Below are 15500 nucleotides of genomic sequence, written 5' to 3'. Positions count from 1 at the left end.
ATGTGCGCAACATGCGGCTGCGGCGAGGACGCCACACCCCGGGTTTACGCCCTGGATGTCCCCGGTTCGGAGTCACATGATCACCCGCACACGCACGACCACGGGCACTCCCACCCGCACGAGGACGGACACGACCACGCGCACGACGCCGACCACACGCACGAGCACGCGCACAGCCATACCCACGCCCCGGAGCTCATCTCCCTGGAACAGAACCTGCTGGCCAAAAATGACCTCCTCGCGGAACGGAACCGCGGTTGGCTCGCGGGACGAAAGGTGCGGGCGCTGAACATGATGAGCTCCCCGGGCGCCGGCAAGACAACGCTCCTGGTGCGGACGCTCATGGAACTGGGAGACAGGCTGCAGGCCGGGGTCATTGAAGGGGACCAGGAAACGTCCCTCGATGCCGAGCGTATCCGTGCGGCCGGCCGGCCCGTTGTGCAGATCAACACCGGAGCGGGCTGCCACCTGGACGCCGACATGCTCCGCCGCGGACTCGACGCGCTCGATCCCGCGATGGGTTCCACCGTGTTCATCGAGAACGTGGGCAACCTCGTCTGCCCCGCCCTCTTCGACCTGGGCGAAGCCGCCAAAGTAGTAGTTGTCTCAGTGACGGAAGGTGATGACAAGCCGCAGAAATACCCGCACATGTTTATCGCAGCTGACCTGGTGATCATCAACAAGTCAGACCTGCTTCCCTACGTCGAGTTCGACATCGACGAATGCGTCCGCCGCATCCGTCACCTGAACGCCCACGCAGAATTCCTGGTCCTCTCGGCCACTACCGGCGACGGCATTGCCGCCTGGTACGACTGGCTGGACGGCCGTCCCTCCCGGACAGAGACCCGCCTGGGGTCTCATGCAGGGCCCTTGGAAGAGACCCTGACAGACGCACACTGAGCCCCCTCGCGGGCCGCGGAAAGAGGCAACGATGCCTACTGAGACTTCCCTCAAGGCCGAAGAAACCCTGATTCACGTGCTCTGGATCAACGCAGGGCTGAGCTGCGACGGCGATTCCGTCGCCCTGACGGCGGCCACCCAGCCCAGCGTGGAGGAAATCGCCCTCGGCGCCCTGCCCGGCCTGCCCCGCATCGCCATGCACTGGCCCCTGATCGACTTCGAATGCGGCCCGCAGGAAGGGTCCGACGATTTCCTGGAATGGTTCCGCAAGGCAGACCGTGGCGAACTCGAGCCGTTCGTCCTGGTAGTGGAAGGTTCCATCCCGAACGAGAAACTGCACGACGCCGGGGGCTACTGGTGCGGGTTCGGCAACGACCTGACCACGGGCCAGCCGATTACCACCAGTGAGTGGCTGGACCGCCTGGCACCCAAGGCAACGGCAATCATCGCTGCGGGCACGTGTGCAACGTACGGCGGCATCCACGCCATGGCGGGAAACCCCACCGGTGCCATGGGCGTCCCCGACTACCTGGGCTACGACTGGAAATCCAAGGCCGGCATCCCCATCGTCTGCGTTCCCGGCTGCCCCATCCAGCCGGACAACCTCTCGGAAACCATGACCTACCTGCTGTACCAGGCCACCGGCCAGGCCCCGATGATCCCGCTCGATGATGCGCTGCGGCCCACCTGGCTGTTCGGACAAACGGTCCACGAAGGCTGTGACCGGGCCGGCTACTACGAGCAGGGCGACTTCGCCACCGAGTACGGCTCCCCCAAGTGCATCGTAAAGCTTGGCTGCTGGGGCCCTGTGGTCAAGTGCAACGTGCCCAAGCGCGGCTGGATGAACGGGATCGGCGGGTGCCCGAACGTCGGCGGCATCTGCATCGGCTGCACCATGCCGGGCTTCCCGGACAAGTTCATGCCGTTTATGGACGAGCCTCCCGGCGGCAAGCTCTCAACCAGCACCATCCGCCCCTACGGCGCAGCCATCAGGGCGCTCCGCGGCATCACCACCCACACGCTGAACCAGGAGCCCAAGTGGCGCCGGACCGGAACCGAGCTGCTGACCGGCGCACGGCGCACCTGGTAAATCCCCCATTCCAGACAGGTGAAGAACATGACCTCAACGATTCCAATGCCGTCCGGGAGTGGGACGGAGAACAACAACCTGGTGGAGATGAACTGGGACCCGATCACCCGGATCGTCGGCAGCCTGGGCATTTACACCAAGATCGATTTCGCGAACAACCAGGTGGTGGAGTGCAAGAGCACGTCCTCGATCTTCCGGGGCTATTCCATCTTTATGAAGGGCAAGGACCCGAGGGACGCCCACTTCATCACCAGCCGCATCTGCGGGATCTGCGGCGACAACCACGCCACCTGCTCCTGCTATGCGCAGAACATGGCCTACGGCGTGAAGCCGCCGAACCTGGGCGAATGGATCGTCAACCTGGGCGAGGCCGCCGAGTACATGTTCGACCACAACATCTTCCAGGAAAACCTCGTGGGCGTGGACTACTGCGAGAAGATGGTCTCCGAAACCAACCCCGGTGTCCTGGCCAAGGCGGAGAACACCCGGGCTCCGCACGAGGGCGATCACGGCTACCGCACCATCGCGGACATTATGCGCTCGCTGAATCCGTTCACCGGAGAGTTCTACCGCGAGGCCCTGCAGGTCAGCCGCGCCACCCGCGAGATGTTCTGCCTCATGGAAGGCAGGCACGTGCATCCGTCCACGCTCTACCCCGGCGGGGTGGGGACCGTTGCCACCATCCAGCTCATGACGGACTACATCACCAGGCTCATGCGATACGTGGAATTCATGAAGAAGGTCGTGCCCATGCATGACGATCTTTTCGACTTCTTCTATGAGGCACTGCCCGGCTACGAGCAGGTGGGCCTGCGCCGGACGCTGCTGGGCTGCTGGGGTTCCCTCCAGGATCCTGACTACTGCAACTTCGAGTACAAGGACATGACCGAGTGGGGCCGGAAGATGTTCGTCACCCCGGGCGTGGTGGTGGACGGCAAACTCGTCACCACGGACCTGGTCCGAATCAATCTTGGCCTGCGGATCATGCTGGGGTCCTCGTACTACGAGGACTGGGAAGACCAGGAAATGTTTGTGACTCACGATCCGCTGGGCAATCCCGTGGACCGCCGCCACCCCTGGAACCAGCACACCAATCCGCGGCCGCAGAAGCGGGACCTGAAGGAGAAGTACAGCTGGGTGATGTCCCCGCGCTGGTTCGACGGCGAAAACAACCTGGCCTTGGACACCGGCGGCGGCCCGCTGGCACGGCTGTGGGCCACGGCGCTGGCCGGGCTGGTGGACATCGGCTACCTCAAGGCCACGGGCAGCAGCGTGCAGATCAACCTCCCCAAGACGGCGCTGAAGGGTCCTGTCTCCTTTGAATGGAACATCCCACAATGGAGCAACACCCTGGAACGCAACCGGGCCCGCACCTACTTCCAGGCTTACGCGGCCGCGGCGGCCCTGCACTTCGCGGAGAAGGCGCTGGAAGAAATCCGGGCCGGCCGGACCAAGACCTGGGAGACTTTCACGGTTCCGGACGAGGCCATCAGCTGCGGCTTCACCGAAGCGGTCCGCGGTGTCCTGTCCCACCACATGGTGATCCGGGACGGCAAGATCGCCAACTACCACCCGTACCCGCCCACTCCCTGGAACGCCAGCCCCACAGACTCGTCCGGCACGCCCGGCCCCTACGAGGACGCGGTGCAGGGCCAGCCGATCTTTGAGGAGAACGACCGCGAGCACTTCAAGGGCATCGACATCATGCGCACGGTCCGGAGCTTCGATCCGTGCCTGCCGTGCGGTGTCCACATGTATCTGGGCAACGGCCAGACCCTGGAGCAGTTGCACTCCCCCACCCAGACCCTCACCGGGGAGTAACTGCCATGCCCGCCGGGGAACGGCCGCTGCAGACAGGCGAACGGCGGCCCGGGGAATGGGCGACCGGAGAACTGCGGACCGGCGCACGCATAGGCACGCTCCTTGACGCCCTCGGAGCCGGCGGGGCGGTGGCCCGTTCCCGTGCCGAAGAACTGGTCCGCCAAGTCACGGACATGTACGGCTCCGGGCTGGAGCGGATCCTGGCAATCCTGGATGAGCAGGGAAAGCTCGACGACCGCACGCTGGCGGCACTCGCGTCCGATGAACTGGTGTCCGGCCTGCTCATCATCCATGGCCTGCATCCGGAGTCTATGGAGGCCAGGGTGGCGGGCGCCCTGGACAGCGTCCGGCCGTACCTGGGTTCCCATGGCGGGGACGTGGAGTTGCTGGACATCAGCCCGGAGGGCGTGGTGCGGCTGAAATTGCTCGGCACCTGCCAGGGCTGCCCGTCGTCGTCCGTTACGTTGAAGTTCGCCGTCGAAGAGGCGATCGAAACGGCTGCCCCGGAGGTCACCGCCATCGAAGTGGTGGAAGCCGAAAAGCACGCCCCCACCCCTGCGTTCATCCCCGTGGACTCCCTGCTGGTCAGGATGAACCACACGGACCGGCCGGAGGGGGCCTGGGAGCCGGTCCCGGGTGTGGCAGACCTGGAACCCGGCGACGTGGCCGGATTCCAGGTGGGCGGCTATTCAATCCTGGCCTGCCGGACCGGGCAGGACGTCTACGCGTACCGGGACTTCTGCCCGCGCTGCGAGGGGTCCATGGCGGGTGCCTTGCTGCAGCGTGCCCTGGCTGCCCCTGCCGGCGGCGGCCTGCTGCGCTGTCCCACCTGCCGCTCACATTTCGACGTCCGCCAGGCCGGCGCCTGCCTGGAGGACCGGAGCTTGCACCTGGACCCGCTCCCACTGCTCGTCCGGGGCGGCGTGATGTCCGTTGCAGTGCCGGTTGCCTCCGCGAAGGGCGGCTGAGATGGAATCGCCCGGCCTGCCCGTCGCGCTGCTGCGCCGGATCGCCGCCGCCCCGCCGGCCGCTCCCGCCGGCGAGCGCTGCGAAATGTGCGGGGAGCCCATCGCGGCCGAACACCAGCACGTGGTGGACCTGGAGAGCCACGCCATGATGTGCACGTGCCGGCCCTGCTACCTGCTCTTCACGGACAGCAGCGCCCACCTGAGATATCGGTCGGTGCCGGACCGGTACCTGTCCTTCCCCGATTTTGAGCTCGGCCCCGGCCAGTGGGACGAGCTGGAAATACCCGTGGGACTGGCGTTCTTCTTCCGCAGCTCCAGGATGGAGCGGACGGTGGCGTTCTACCCGGGCCCTGCCGGGGCCACCGAGTCCGAGCTGCCGCTGGACGCCTGGGACGCCGTGATGGCACGGAATCCCGCCCTGTCCGTTGCGGCCCCGGACACTGAGGCGCTCCTGATCCGCGGACCCGGCAACGACCGTCCCGAGGCCGATTGCCATCTGGTCCCCGTGGACGCCTGCTATGAACTGGTGGGGCACCTGCGGCGCCTCTGGCGGGGGTTCGACGGCGGCCAGGAGGCGCGCAACCAGCTCACCGCGTTCTTCGAAAAGGTCAGCAGCCGCAGCAGGCCGGTCCACGCTGCCGACCGTGCACCCGATGCCGCCGGAGACTCAACGTCCGGGGGCCGGCCGTGATCGCACTCGCCTTCGAAGTTGTGGATATCCAGCCCGAACCGTACGCGGCGGCACCCCAGCTCACGGCGACGCTGCGGGTGACTGAGTCCTCCGGCGCCGCAGTGCACGCCATCGCCCTGCGCTGCCAGGTCCGGATCCTGCCCCAGCGCCGCGGCTACACGCCGGATGAGGAAGCCGGCCTGCTGGACCTGTTCGGCGAGCGCGGCCGCTGGCCCACCACCCTGAAGTCCTTCCTCTGGTTGCAGTGCAGCACCATGGTGCAGGGCTTTACCGGGGAAACCGAGGTGCGGCTGCCGCTGCCCTGCACTTTTGACTTCGATGTTTCCGCTGCCAAGTATCTGCAGTCCCTGCGTGACGGTTTGGTCCCGCTGGAACTGCTGTTCTCCGGCACCGTCTTCACCCGGGGCGAGGCCGGCTTCGGCGTGGAACAGGTGCCCTGGGACCTCGAAGCCTCCTACCGGCTTCCCGTCGAGGCATGGCGCCGGCTGATCGACCAGTACTTCCCCAACACCGGCTGGCTCCGGCTGGACCGGGACGTGCTCTCTGGGCTGCTTCAATACAAGGCCGCCCACGGCCTGACCTCGTGGGATGCCACCATGGAGAGCCTGCTGGCGAACGCCACGGCGGTGTCCGCGGAGTCATTCTCGCCATCTGCGCTGTCAGGAGACCCGCGGCCGTGAGCATGAGCCTGAGCCTGGCCCGCGCCGTGGCAGATGCCGTCCTGTATGAGGGCTACCTGCTGTACCCGTACCGCGCGTCCTCACAGAAGAACCAGGCGCGGTGGCAGTTTGGCATCCTTGGCCCGCCCGGCGCCGCCGCGTCCGGCTCGGGCGAGGAAGCGGACATGTTCGCCGACTGCCTGCTCGCCCCCGGCCCGCAGGCCGACGTCGAAATCCACCTGCGATTCCTGCAGCTGCAGAGCCGGACCGCAGAGAAAACGGACGACGACGGCCGGTTCACGGCGGTGGATGAGCTTTCGGTCGGTGCCGCCCGCTGGCTGAGCTGGGACGAAGCGGTGGAGCGCGAAATTACGCTGGGACCGTTTACCGTTGCCGGGCTCGGTGAGAGGGAAGCAGTTCTGCCGGTGGAGGTTCCCGGCGGCGAGGACACCGAGGAACTGCACGACGCTTCGGGGCGGCTGGCTGGGAGGCTGGTCCGCCGTCGTCGTCCGCTTCATGCTGAGGTGAGGCTGGCAGCGGCGTCGGCCCCCGGGGGCCTGGTCAGGCTGCGCGTCGGAGTCTGCAACAGCGCTGCGAACACAACCGCGAACGGGACAGCCGGCGCGGCGGCTGACCGGGGCAGGCAGGATGCCGTCGCGGAATCCTTCATCGGAACGCACCTGCTCCTGAGCCTCCAGGACGCCGACTTCATGTCCCTGCTGGAGCCACCGCCGGCGGCCCGGGCCGCGGCGGCCGCCTGCGGGCAACACCGCTGCTGGCCTGTCCTCGCCGGTCCGGAGGGGCAGTCGGATGTGGTTCTGGTGTCCCCCATCATTCTGTACGACCACCCCGCTGTGGCCCCCGAAAGCTCGGTGGCGCTGTACGATTCCACCGAAATCGACGAGATCCTCACCCTGCGCGTGCTGACCCTCACCGAAGAGGAAAAGGCCGAGGCCCGCGCCACGGATCCGCGGGCAGCGGCCATTATCGACCGGTGTGAGGCCATGTCCCCCGAAGAGCTGCAGCAACTGCACGGCATCCTGCGAAATCCCCATGCCATGGACATTCCTTCGATGGACACTCCGGAAACCCGCCCTTCAGACGCCGGCGCGGCCGCGTGGTGGACGCCCGAGGCCGAAGCCTTGGTCCAGCCACACCTGGATGCCGTCCTGATCAACGGGATTCCGGTGGCGCGGGGCAGCAGGGTCAGGGTGAATCCGAGCAGGCGCGCCGATGCCCAGGACCTGTTCTTCGCCGGGCAGACGGGCCGCGTTACCAACGTCCACTTCGATGTTGACGGCAGCACGCACGTGGGCCTTGTCCTGGATCAGGACCCGGCCGCAGACCTCCACGAGGGCTACGGCAGGTCCTTCTACTACTCGCCCGACGAGCTTGAACCACTGGGTCCGGATGGAAAGGAAGGCATGCCATGAGAATCATAGGAATGGCCACGGTAGCGCTGCTGGTGGGGTTGGGGCTGGGCGCCATCTACGTGGGGATCCGGTCTGTTCCCGACATCCAGCGCTATCTGAGGGCCCGGCGGATGTGAGCCGGGCATGACTGTGCTGGTTGCGGGCGTGGGCAACATGTTCCTGCGCGATGACGGATTCGGGCCCGAGGTGGCCCGCCGGCTGGCGTCGGACGTGCGCCTTCCGCCCGGTGTGGAGGTGGTGGATTACGGCATCCGCGGGATGCACCTCGCCTACGACCTCCTTGCCGGCGTGGACGTGCTGGTCCTGGTGGATGCCGTGCCGCCCGGCCATCGGACAGATGGCGACGGCTCCGGGTCCCCCGTTCCGGGGAGTCTTCGGGTGCTCCGGATCCGCAGCGGGGATCTCGACGGCGGCGCTTCCCTGGACCCCCATGGCATGGACCCTGCCGCCGTCCTGGGCAAACTCCGGACCCTGGGTGGCGAGGTCCCCGAGACCTACGTGGTGGGCTGTGTTCCGGCCGACGTCACCGAGGGCGTCGGCCTGACTCCACCGGTGGCCGCCGCCCTGCCGGGGGCGGTCGCCGCTGTCGTTGATCTCCTCAGCCAGCACACCTCCCGGCCGATCCCCACACCCACCTAAGGCGGACCCACTATGTGCCTCGGAATTCCCGGCCAGGTCATTGGCCCGATTGAAGGCTACGGCGATCAGCTCGCCCTGGTGGACGTGGCCGGCGTGCAGCGGAAGATCAACATCGGGCTCCTGGATGACGGACCGTTGCCAGCAGGCAGCTGGGTCCTGATCCACATGGGCTTCGCGCTCGAGCGGGTGGATCCTGCGGGAGCCGAACAGGCGATGAGCGGCCTGGAACTGATGGGCAGGCCACGGCCATCCGACGACGCCGGCCAAGGCGGTTAGGCGGATGCACTGGCGGCTAGCGCTCCACTCCTTACCGCTCGAGGGCGATGGCCGCGCCGCGGTGCTCCACGCCGCTGTTGGCGATTTTGAGGTGCCTGCCGGTGAAGAGTTTCAGTTGCTGCAGCTGGTGGGGTGTCAGCCGGTCACAAACCCAGTCCCAGTGGAGCGACACCACATCACCCGCCGCAAGCCCGGCAATGAAGCCGGTTCCGTTGACGGCATACTTGGCCGTTTCCACCACAGGCTCCCCCACCGCCAGGGAAATGCCGTCCCAGGTAAGGGGACGGGATTTCACCACGGCTTCATCACCCGTGATGGCCATGACTTCGCCCCACCGGATCCGGCAGCGGTCCAGCACGTTCAAGGCAGTGGCGTAGCGCCGGTCGTCACGCAGCAGGCCCAGCCAGGGATAGATTTCGAAGACGTGGAAGCTGTGGTGCGGGACGCCGCCGGCCAGCACTCCTTCCACGAGGTGCGGAAACTGCCGGCCGGTGCGGGCCCGGAACCGGTCTTCCATCGAGTTGCCCATGGTGCCGATGCCCACGGTGTCCAGGAGGCTGTTTCCCACCCAATAGGCCTCCACCACGCGGGCGTCGAGTGGATCGTGGATTCCGTGGGAGCCGGCAATGAGCTCCAGGTAGGGAAAGGCTCCGGCAAACCCTCTCGCGAGTTCCCGCAGGCCCTGGTCAGTAACTCCGGACTGGCCGTAGTGCAGCAGGGCATCACTGTCGGGAGGGCCGCAGCTGCCTCGGGAATTGGGCGGGTACGCGTACCGGACAAACAACTGGGCACCATCGACAACCATGGCGTGGCCACCTTCTCCGAGGGTCTTTCGAAAGTAGCACCGCAGCCTGCCCCGGACAAGGGCACGCTGCCGGCACCAAAATATCCGTTGACAGCCTCCGCGAAGGTGCGGACGCCAATCAGACCGAAAGCCGGGGTCGCCCACCATGGCATCCACTGATCTGAACCGCCGCACCGCCCTTCAACTTCTGCTGGCGGGAGGCTCCGCAGCCCTGCTGGCCGGGTGCGCCGGCACGCCCGGTGCGCCGCCGCCGTCGGGCCCTTCCACAAACGGCACGAACGGCGGCAGCAGGACCATCAGCGTCACCGACCAGCGTGGCAAGACCCTCACATTCGCCCGGCCCGTGACGCGGGTGGTGACCATTCCCATGCCGGCCGCGTCCCTGCTGGTGGCCGTGGACCGGACCGCGGACCACCTCGCCGCCATGCACAACGCTTCGTGGGTGGCCATGCGCGATGGCATCATGGGCACCATCTTTCCCAAGGCCCTGGAGCTGCCGCACGAAATCGCCACCCAGGACTTCACCGCCAACGTGGAGAGCGTGCGTGCACTGGACCCTGACGTGGTGATCCAATGGTCCGACGCGCAGCTCATCGATCCCCTGGAAAAGGCCGGCCTGAACGTCATTGGGCTCACCAACACCGGCAAGCAGGAGGATGTGGACGCGTGGGTGGCCATGTTCGCCGCAATGCTGGGGAAGCCTGAACGCGCCGCGGACATCAAAGCCCGGAGCGATGCGGACCTGGCCGCCGTCAAGGATCTGGCAGCCGGCAGGGGCTCAACCAGGCCCAGCATCCTGTACTTCAACCGCTTCACCGGCGGCCTGAAGGTGGCCGCCGCCAACAGCTACAACGATTTCTACATCAAGCTGGTGGGGGGCACGAATCCCGCCACGGGGAACGATCCCCTGAAGGGCTCGGGGATGGTGGGCCTGGACGTGGAGCAGGTCCTTCGCTGGGATCCGGAGATCATCCTGCTGGGGAATTTCGACAACGCCGTGCCCCAGGATCTGTACTCAAACCCCGTCTGGCAGCCCGTATCCGCAGTCAGGAACCGGCGCGTCTATAAGGTGCCGCTGGGCGGATACCGGTGGGATCCGCCCGGGCAGGAATCACCGCTGATGTGGCACTGGCTGAGCGATATCGCGTTCCCGCGGCAGCAGTCCCTGCTCCGGAACAAGGTGGTGGAGTACTTCGATTTCCTGTACGGCCACAAGCCCACGGCGGCCGAACTGGACAAGATCCTGTGGACCACGGCCAACGCCGGCTCCGACCACTACGGGCAATTCAATGCTGCATGATGCCAGCGGCGAACGGCTCGAGGCCGGCGGGGCCCGGGCTTCGGCTGGTCCGGACCGGGGCACCAGCCCGGCCAAGGACGTTTACGACGCCGGACGGCCGGGACCAGCAGCCCTGAAGCCCATCGCCCTCAGCACCGCCGTCCTCGTCGCCGTGACCGTCGTGGCACTCGCCGTTGGCCGGTACAACGTTCCGGTCTGGCACGTGGTCCAGATCCTCGTAGGGCAGGCCGTCCCGATCCCCTCCGAGGCAACCGCCACTGAGGGGAATGTGGTGCTGCTGGTCCGGCTGCCCCGCGTCCTGCTGGCGCTGCTGGTGGGCGGCGGCCTGTCCATCGGCGGCGCGGCGCTGCAGGCCATCTTCCATAACCCCCTGGTCAGCCCGGACATTATCGGTGTGTCCGCGGGCGCGTCCTTCGGCGGGGCCCTGGCGCTGCTCCTGGGCCTGGGGACCTTCGCGCTCATCACGAGTTCCTTCGCGTTCGGCCTGGTTGCCCTGGCCACGCTGTTCCTGATCACGTCCGGCCGCGGCGGGACTCCCCTACTGATGATTGTGCTGGGCGGCGTGGTCACGGGATCGTTCTTTTCCGCGCTGGTTGCCCTGGTCACATACATCGCAGATCCGAACACCACGTTGCCTGCCATCGTGTTCTGGCTCCTGGGCAGCGTGGCCACAGCCACCTTCAGCAAGGTGGCAGTGGCACTGGTTCCCGTCGTCGGCGGCGCAATTGTGCTCCTGGCGCTGCGCTGGCGCATCAACGTACTGTCGCTGGGCGACGACGACGCCACGGCCCTCGGGATCCGGCCCCGGCCGCTGCGCTGGGTGGTCCTGGTTTCGGTGGCATTGATTGTGGCCGGAGCCGTGGCTGTCAGCGGGGTCGTCAGCTGGGTGGGCCTGGTGATCCCCCACCTGGCCAGGATGTGGGTGGGGCCGGACCACCGGGTGCTGCTGCCGGTGTCCTTCCTCCTGGGCGGCGCCTACATCATGCTGGTGGACACGGTGGCGCGCACCGCGACGGCGGGCGAAATCCCGCTCGGCGTGCTCACGGCGCTGATCGGGGCGCCCGCATTTTTTGTCCTGCTGCGGCGGAACCGGGACAGGATCTGGGAAAATGCTTGAGCTGGCAGGCGTGGGCTTCGGCTATGGGCGGGCGGAATGGGTCTTCCGGGACGTCAGCTTCCAGGTACTCCCCGGAACTGCAACCGCCGTCCTGGGCCCGAACGGCAGCGGCAAGACCACGCTGGTTCGCTGCGCGGCCGGGCTGCTCGCCCCCGTCGAGGGAAGCGTCATGCGTACGGCCGGGGCCGGCTATGTCCCCCAGGCCCATGGCAGTACGTTCGGGTACCGGGCCCTGGACATGGTGCTGATGGGCCGGGCCCGCCAGATCGGACTCTTCCGTTCGCCGGGGGCGGCGGACCGGGCCGCTTCGCTCGAGGCAATGGACAGGGTGGGCATCGCCGGCCTCCGCAGCAGGTTCTTTCCCACACTCAGCGGCGGGGAGCAGCAGCTGGTCCTGATCGCCCGGGCCATCGCCGCCGGCTGCCCCGTCCTGGTGCTGGACGAGCCCGCCACCGGACTGGACCTGAAGAACCAGGTCCGCGTCCTGCGGCTCCTGCGCGAACTGATGACGGACGGCATGGCGGTACTCCTCAGCACCCACCACCCGGACCATGCCCTCTACCTCGCGGACCGCGCAGTCCTGCTCGCCCCCAACGGACCCCGGACCGGCGACGCCCGGGAGCTTCTCAGCGAGAAGGAGCTCACGGCGTTGTACGGCGTGGGCGTCAGCACCATGCCGTACGCGGATGGGCCCAGCATGCGCCGGACCGTGGTGGTGCACTACGGCGACCGGTGAACGGGCGTCGTCACGAAAACCCGCATTTACTGCAAGAACGTCTGCCGTGTGCTGACGCTCTATCACTTAATACCCAAAATCCACCAACGCTCTATCACTTAAAGTGCCCTTTCGGTCGACGCTCTATCACTTTCCTCAGGAGAGTGATAGAGCGTCAGGGGGGAACCCACTTTAAGTGATAGAGCGTTTGGAAAAAACCCGCATTAAGTGAGAGAGCGTCCGAAGGGGTGGGGGGTTAGCCGGTGTTGCGCAGGCCCGCGGCCACTCCGTTGACCGTGATCAGCATGGCCCGCTGGAGGCTTTCGTCGATCTCCGTGTTGGTCAGGCTTTCGTCCGGTGAACCCTGGGCGGCACGGATGCGGCGGAGCAGCTCCACCTGCAGGTAGCTGATCGGGTCCAGGTACTGGTCCCGGATTTCCAGCGAACGCTTCAGTGTGGGCTGGGCGTCCAGGAGGACATTCTCACCGGTCAGGTTCTGGATTTCGGTGACCGTCAGCTCGTACTCCTCACGGATCGTGCGGAAGATCCGGTGCAGTTCCTCGGGAACCAGCGTGGCCACGTAGTAGCCGGCGATGTCCAGATCCGTTTTGGCCAGGGTCATCTCCACGTTGGAGAGCACGGACCGGAAGAAGTGCCACTGTTCCATCATCTCCACCAACTGGGCGGAGTGGCCGGACTCGCGGGCTGCCTTCAGGCCCGAGCCCACGCCGAACCAGCCCGGCACGATCTGCCGGGACTGGGTCCAGCCGAATACCCACGGGATGGCGCGGAGACCCTCCAGGCCAGCCCCGGAATCCGGGCGCTTGGACGGGCGCGAGCCGATGTTCAGCGAGCCGAGCTGTTCCACCGGGGTGGAGGCCAGGAAGTAGGCGGGCAGGTCGGGATCGTCAATGAGCCTGCGGTACCGGTCGAACGCGCCGTCAGAGATGGTTTCCATGACGTGCCCGTAGCGTTCGCGCTGGTCGTCCGAAGTCCGCGGATCGCGGTGCAGCGCGGAGCCCTGCAGGACCGCCGCGAGAGAGAGCTCCAGATTTTCCCGGGCCAGCTCGGGCAGCGAATACTTGTCCGAGATGACCTCGCCCTGTTCGGTGAACTTGATCTCGCCTTCCAGCACGCCGTTCGGCTGGGCCATGATGGCATCGTACGTGGGGCCGCCGCCGCGGCCCACGGACCCGCCGCGGCCATGGAACAGCCTGACCCGGACGCCGTGCTTGGCCGCGACGTCACGCAGGTTCCGCTGGGTTTTATGGATCTCCCACTGGCTGGTCATCACGCCGGATTCCTTGTTGGAGTCCGAGTAGCCCAGCATGATTTCCTGGACGTCGCCGCGGAGCCTGACCAGGTCGCGGTAGGACGGGACGGACAGCAGCTGGTCCACGATCTCCGCTGAGGCCCGCAGTTCTTCCACGGTTTCCAGCAGCGGTGCGAAGCCGATCTTGGCGTACGGCGACTCCCCGAACAGGTTGATCAGGCCCGCCTCACGGGCCAGGACCGCCGCCGCAAGGACGTCGTCCGCGCCCCGGGTCATGGAGATGATGTAGGTCTCGATGACGTCAGGGCCGTAGGTGCGCAACGCCCGCCGGATCTCACGGAAGACGTCGTACGTTCCGTCCGCAACGCCGTCGAGCTTAATGGGGTGGCCGGACAGCGGCCGGCGTGAGGCGAGTTCCGAACCCAGCACCTCGAAGCGCTCGGCACGGCTCAGTTCGGCGTAGCGGAGGCCGGGGCCGCCGATCCGGTCCATGAGCTGGCCCACGGCGTCGTGGTGGTGGTCCGCGTGCTCGCGGATGTCCAGGGTGGCCAGGTGCAGGCCGAAGGATGCGACGGCGCGCCGGACGCGGGCCAGGGCACCGTCGGCAACGAGCGACGCCGAGTGGTTGCGGAGCGAGAGTTCCAGCAGTTCCAGGTCCGCCAGGAGTTCGGCCGTGGACCTGTAGTCGCGGCCGTGCTCGTGGGCGGAGTCCACAGCTACCCGCTTGCCCGTGTTGATCAGCTTGGCCTTGATGCAGGTGAGTTTGAGGCGGTAGGGCTCCTGGGCGTTGAGCTCCAGGACGCGGCGGTCCAGGCCCGGGAGTTTTTTCAGGTCCGCCTCGATTGAGTCCAGCAGGCCCTGGTCCGCGCCGGACAAGGAAGTGGAGTTGGACAGGATGGAGATCAGTTCGTCCATCATGGCGATGCTGATGCGGACCGCGTGCTGGTTCTGGATCTGCAGGATTTCGCGGGTGACCCCTGCCGTGACGTTGGGGTTGCCGTCACGGTCGCCGCCGATCCAGGAACCGAACTTAATGGGAGCATCCTGAGATGCGAGGCTGACGCCGTGCTCGGCGAGCAGGTCGGAGAAGTCCGAGAGGATCTCGGGCATGGCGTCGGTCAGGATGCCGCCAAGGTAGTAGATGGCGTTGCGGGCTTCGTCCACCGGGGTGGGACGCACCTGGCGGAGTTCGTCGGTCTGCCACATCTGGTCGATGACCTCGGACAGCTGGCGGTCCTGCCGGCGTCGCGCGGAGGTTCCTTCCTTGGTGGGCTGGGCCAGAACGTCGGAGATTTTGCGGATTTTATCGAGTACTGAACGGCGCGAGGCCTCGGTGGGGTGGGCTGTGAAGATGGGCCGGACGTCCAGCCCGTTCACCACTTCCTGAAGCCGTGCGGGTCCTGCCTGCGCCGCGATTTCGGCCACGGCTTTGGCCAGCCAGCCGTCCTTTTCCGGCCGGGTCCGCAGGGTGCGGACGCGGTGGACCTGTTCGGCGGCGTTGGCCAGGTGGAAATAGAAGGCAAAGGCGCGCACCAGGTCGGTTGCCTGCTCAATCGGCAGGGAGCCCAGCAGCTCGCGGACCTGTTCGACGACGTCGTGCGCGCTCCACGGGCCGGTGGCATCGGCGCCTCCGCGGGCTGCTTCCTTGGACTCCTTGGTGAGGAGCCGGACCTGCTCCACCAAGCTCAGGAGCTCCGGACCGTGCTGGCGGACCAGGGATTCGCCCAGGAGGGACGTGACCCGCCGGACATCGGCCCTCAGTTCAGAGGCGAGATCGGTGGTGGGATTCACTGCAGTGTTAGCCATGGAAACT

15 protein-coding genes are annotated in these 15500 nt (G+C 66.8%); 13 read left to right on the top strand and 2 right to left on the bottom strand.

Features of this window, described 5'->3' with window-relative positions; translation table 11 throughout:
- From hypB to PY310_RS12220, 10 genes are read left to right on the top strand one after another with little or no spacing between them, the layout of a single operon-like run.
- Positions 1-900, top strand: a complete 900-nt coding sequence (hypB, locus tag PY310_RS12260; RefSeq protein ID WP_275214666.1) for a hydrogenase nickel incorporation protein HypB — start codon at positions 1-3, stop codon at positions 898-900.
- A gap of 31 nt (positions 901-931) precedes the next feature.
- Complete coding sequence (locus PY310_RS12255) at positions 932-1990, top strand: NADH-quinone oxidoreductase subunit B family protein (RefSeq protein WP_275214665.1); 1059 nt, start codon at positions 932-934, stop codon at positions 1988-1990.
- Positions 1991-2017: 27 nt separating this feature from the next.
- On the top strand, positions 2018-3811 hold the full coding sequence (locus PY310_RS12250) for a nickel-dependent hydrogenase large subunit (RefSeq protein WP_275214664.1): 1794 nt from the start codon (positions 2018-2020) through the stop codon (positions 3809-3811).
- Between the two features lie 5 nt (positions 3812-3816).
- Positions 3817-4779, top strand: coding sequence for a NifU family protein (locus PY310_RS12245; RefSeq protein ID WP_275214663.1), 963 nt, complete (start codon positions 3817-3819; stop codon positions 4777-4779).
- Between the two features lies 1 nt (position 4780).
- Complete coding sequence (locus PY310_RS12240) at positions 4781-5470, top strand: DUF5947 family protein (protein ID WP_275214662.1); 690 nt, start codon at positions 4781-4783, stop codon at positions 5468-5470.
- Positions 5467-6150, top strand: a complete 684-nt coding sequence (locus PY310_RS12235) for a DUF6084 family protein (RefSeq protein ID WP_275214661.1) — start codon at positions 5467-5469, stop codon at positions 6148-6150. The genes PY310_RS12240 and PY310_RS12235 overlap by 4 nt, the downstream gene beginning before the upstream one ends.
- Before the next feature lie 2 nt (positions 6151-6152).
- On the top strand, positions 6153-7562 hold the full coding sequence (locus PY310_RS12230; RefSeq protein ID WP_275214770.1) for a hypothetical protein: 1410 nt from the start codon (positions 6153-6155) through the stop codon (positions 7560-7562).
- Positions 7559-7678: a DUF6893 family small protein gene (locus PY310_RS21645; RefSeq protein ID WP_414004256.1), complete on the top strand. Its 120-nt coding sequence runs from the start codon at positions 7559-7561 to the stop codon at positions 7676-7678. The genes PY310_RS12230 and PY310_RS21645 overlap by 4 nt, the downstream gene beginning before the upstream one ends.
- A gap of 7 nt (positions 7679-7685) precedes the next feature.
- Entirely contained in the window at positions 7686-8201 is a 516-nt protein-coding gene (locus PY310_RS12225; RefSeq protein ID WP_275214660.1) for a hydrogenase maturation protease, read from the top strand.
- Positions 8202-8213: 12 nt separating this feature from the next.
- Positions 8214-8477 carry a HypC/HybG/HupF family hydrogenase formation chaperone gene (locus PY310_RS12220; RefSeq protein ID WP_275214659.1) on the top strand — a complete coding sequence of 88 codons (264 nt, stop codon included), beginning with the start codon at positions 8214-8216 and terminating at the stop codon, positions 8475-8477.
- 31 nt (positions 8478-8508) lie between these two features.
- On the opposite strand, the gene PY310_RS12215 is transcribed toward PY310_RS12220, so the two are convergent.
- Complete coding sequence (locus tag PY310_RS12215) at positions 8509-9282, bottom strand: DUF6390 family protein (protein ID WP_275214658.1); 774 nt, start codon at positions 9280-9282, stop codon at positions 8509-8511.
- Positions 9283-9427: 145 nt separating this feature from the next.
- Here PY310_RS12215 and PY310_RS12210 point away from each other — a divergent pair, with 145 nt between their 5' ends.
- The 3 genes from PY310_RS12210 to PY310_RS12200 are packed head-to-tail and all read left to right on the top strand — an operon-like array spanning position 9428 to position 12435.
- On the top strand, positions 9428-10582 hold the full coding sequence (locus PY310_RS12210; RefSeq protein WP_275214657.1) for an ABC transporter substrate-binding protein: 1155 nt from the start codon (positions 9428-9430) through the stop codon (positions 10580-10582).
- Positions 10572-11699: a FecCD family ABC transporter permease gene (locus tag PY310_RS12205; RefSeq protein ID WP_275214656.1), complete on the top strand. Its 1128-nt coding sequence runs from the start codon at positions 10572-10574 to the stop codon at positions 11697-11699. The genes PY310_RS12210 and PY310_RS12205 overlap by 11 nt, the downstream gene beginning before the upstream one ends.
- Complete coding sequence (locus PY310_RS12200) at positions 11692-12435, top strand: ABC transporter ATP-binding protein (RefSeq protein ID WP_275214655.1); 744 nt, start codon at positions 11692-11694, stop codon at positions 12433-12435. The genes PY310_RS12205 and PY310_RS12200 overlap by 8 nt, the downstream gene beginning before the upstream one ends.
- A gap of 235 nt (positions 12436-12670) precedes the next feature.
- On the opposite strand, the gene ppc is transcribed toward PY310_RS12200, so the two are convergent.
- Positions 12671-15493 (bottom strand): phosphoenolpyruvate carboxylase, encoded by a 2823-nt coding sequence (ppc, locus tag PY310_RS12195; protein ID WP_275214654.1) that lies wholly within the window; start codon positions 15491-15493, stop codon positions 12671-12673.
- Positions 15494-15500: the final 7 nt, after the last annotated feature.

This window comes from Pseudarthrobacter naphthalenicus (genome assembly GCF_029076445.1).
Taxonomy (GTDB): domain Bacteria; phylum Actinomycetota; class Actinomycetes; order Actinomycetales; family Micrococcaceae; genus Arthrobacter; species Arthrobacter naphthalenicus.
This window is presented reverse-complemented; position numbering and strand designations above follow the sequence as displayed.

Bases quoted from the DNA above. Each gene is read 5' to 3' on its own strand.
- hypB (WP_275214666.1), top strand. From the start codon at position 1: ATGTGCGCAACATGCGGCTGCGGCGAGGACGCCACACCCCGGGTTTAC.
- PY310_RS12255 (WP_275214665.1), top strand. From the start codon at position 932: ATGCCTACTGAGACTTCCCTCAAGGCCGAAGAAACCCTGATTCACGTG.
- PY310_RS12250 (WP_275214664.1), top strand. From the start codon at position 2,018: ATGACCTCAACGATTCCAATGCCGTCCGGGAGTGGGACGGAGAACAAC.
- PY310_RS12245 (WP_275214663.1), top strand. From the start codon at position 3,817: ATGCCCGCCGGGGAACGGCCGCTGCAGACAGGCGAACGGCGGCCCGGG.
- PY310_RS12240 (WP_275214662.1), top strand. From the start codon at position 4,781: ATGGAATCGCCCGGCCTGCCCGTCGCGCTGCTGCGCCGGATCGCCGCC.
- PY310_RS12230 (WP_275214770.1), top strand. From the start codon at position 6,153: ATGAGCCTGAGCCTGGCCCGCGCCGTGGCAGATGCCGTCCTGTATGAG.
- PY310_RS21645 (WP_414004256.1), top strand. From the start codon at position 7,559: ATGAGAATCATAGGAATGGCCACGGTAGCGCTGCTGGTGGGGTTGGGG.
- PY310_RS12225 (WP_275214660.1), top strand. From the start codon at position 7,686: ATGACTGTGCTGGTTGCGGGCGTGGGCAACATGTTCCTGCGCGATGAC.
- PY310_RS12220 (WP_275214659.1), top strand. From the start codon at position 8,214: ATGTGCCTCGGAATTCCCGGCCAGGTCATTGGCCCGATTGAAGGCTAC.
- PY310_RS12215 (WP_275214658.1), bottom strand. From the start codon at position 9,282: ATGGTTGTCGATGGTGCCCAGTTGTTTGTCCGGTACGCGTACCCGCCC.
- PY310_RS12210 (WP_275214657.1), top strand. From the start codon at position 9,428: ATGGCATCCACTGATCTGAACCGCCGCACCGCCCTTCAACTTCTGCTG.
- PY310_RS12205 (WP_275214656.1), top strand. From the start codon at position 10,572: ATGCTGCATGATGCCAGCGGCGAACGGCTCGAGGCCGGCGGGGCCCGG.
- PY310_RS12200 (WP_275214655.1), top strand. From the start codon at position 11,692: ATGCTTGAGCTGGCAGGCGTGGGCTTCGGCTATGGGCGGGCGGAATGG.
- ppc (WP_275214654.1), bottom strand. From the start codon at position 15,493: ATGGCTAACACTGCAGTGAATCCCACCACCGATCTCGCCTCTGAACTG.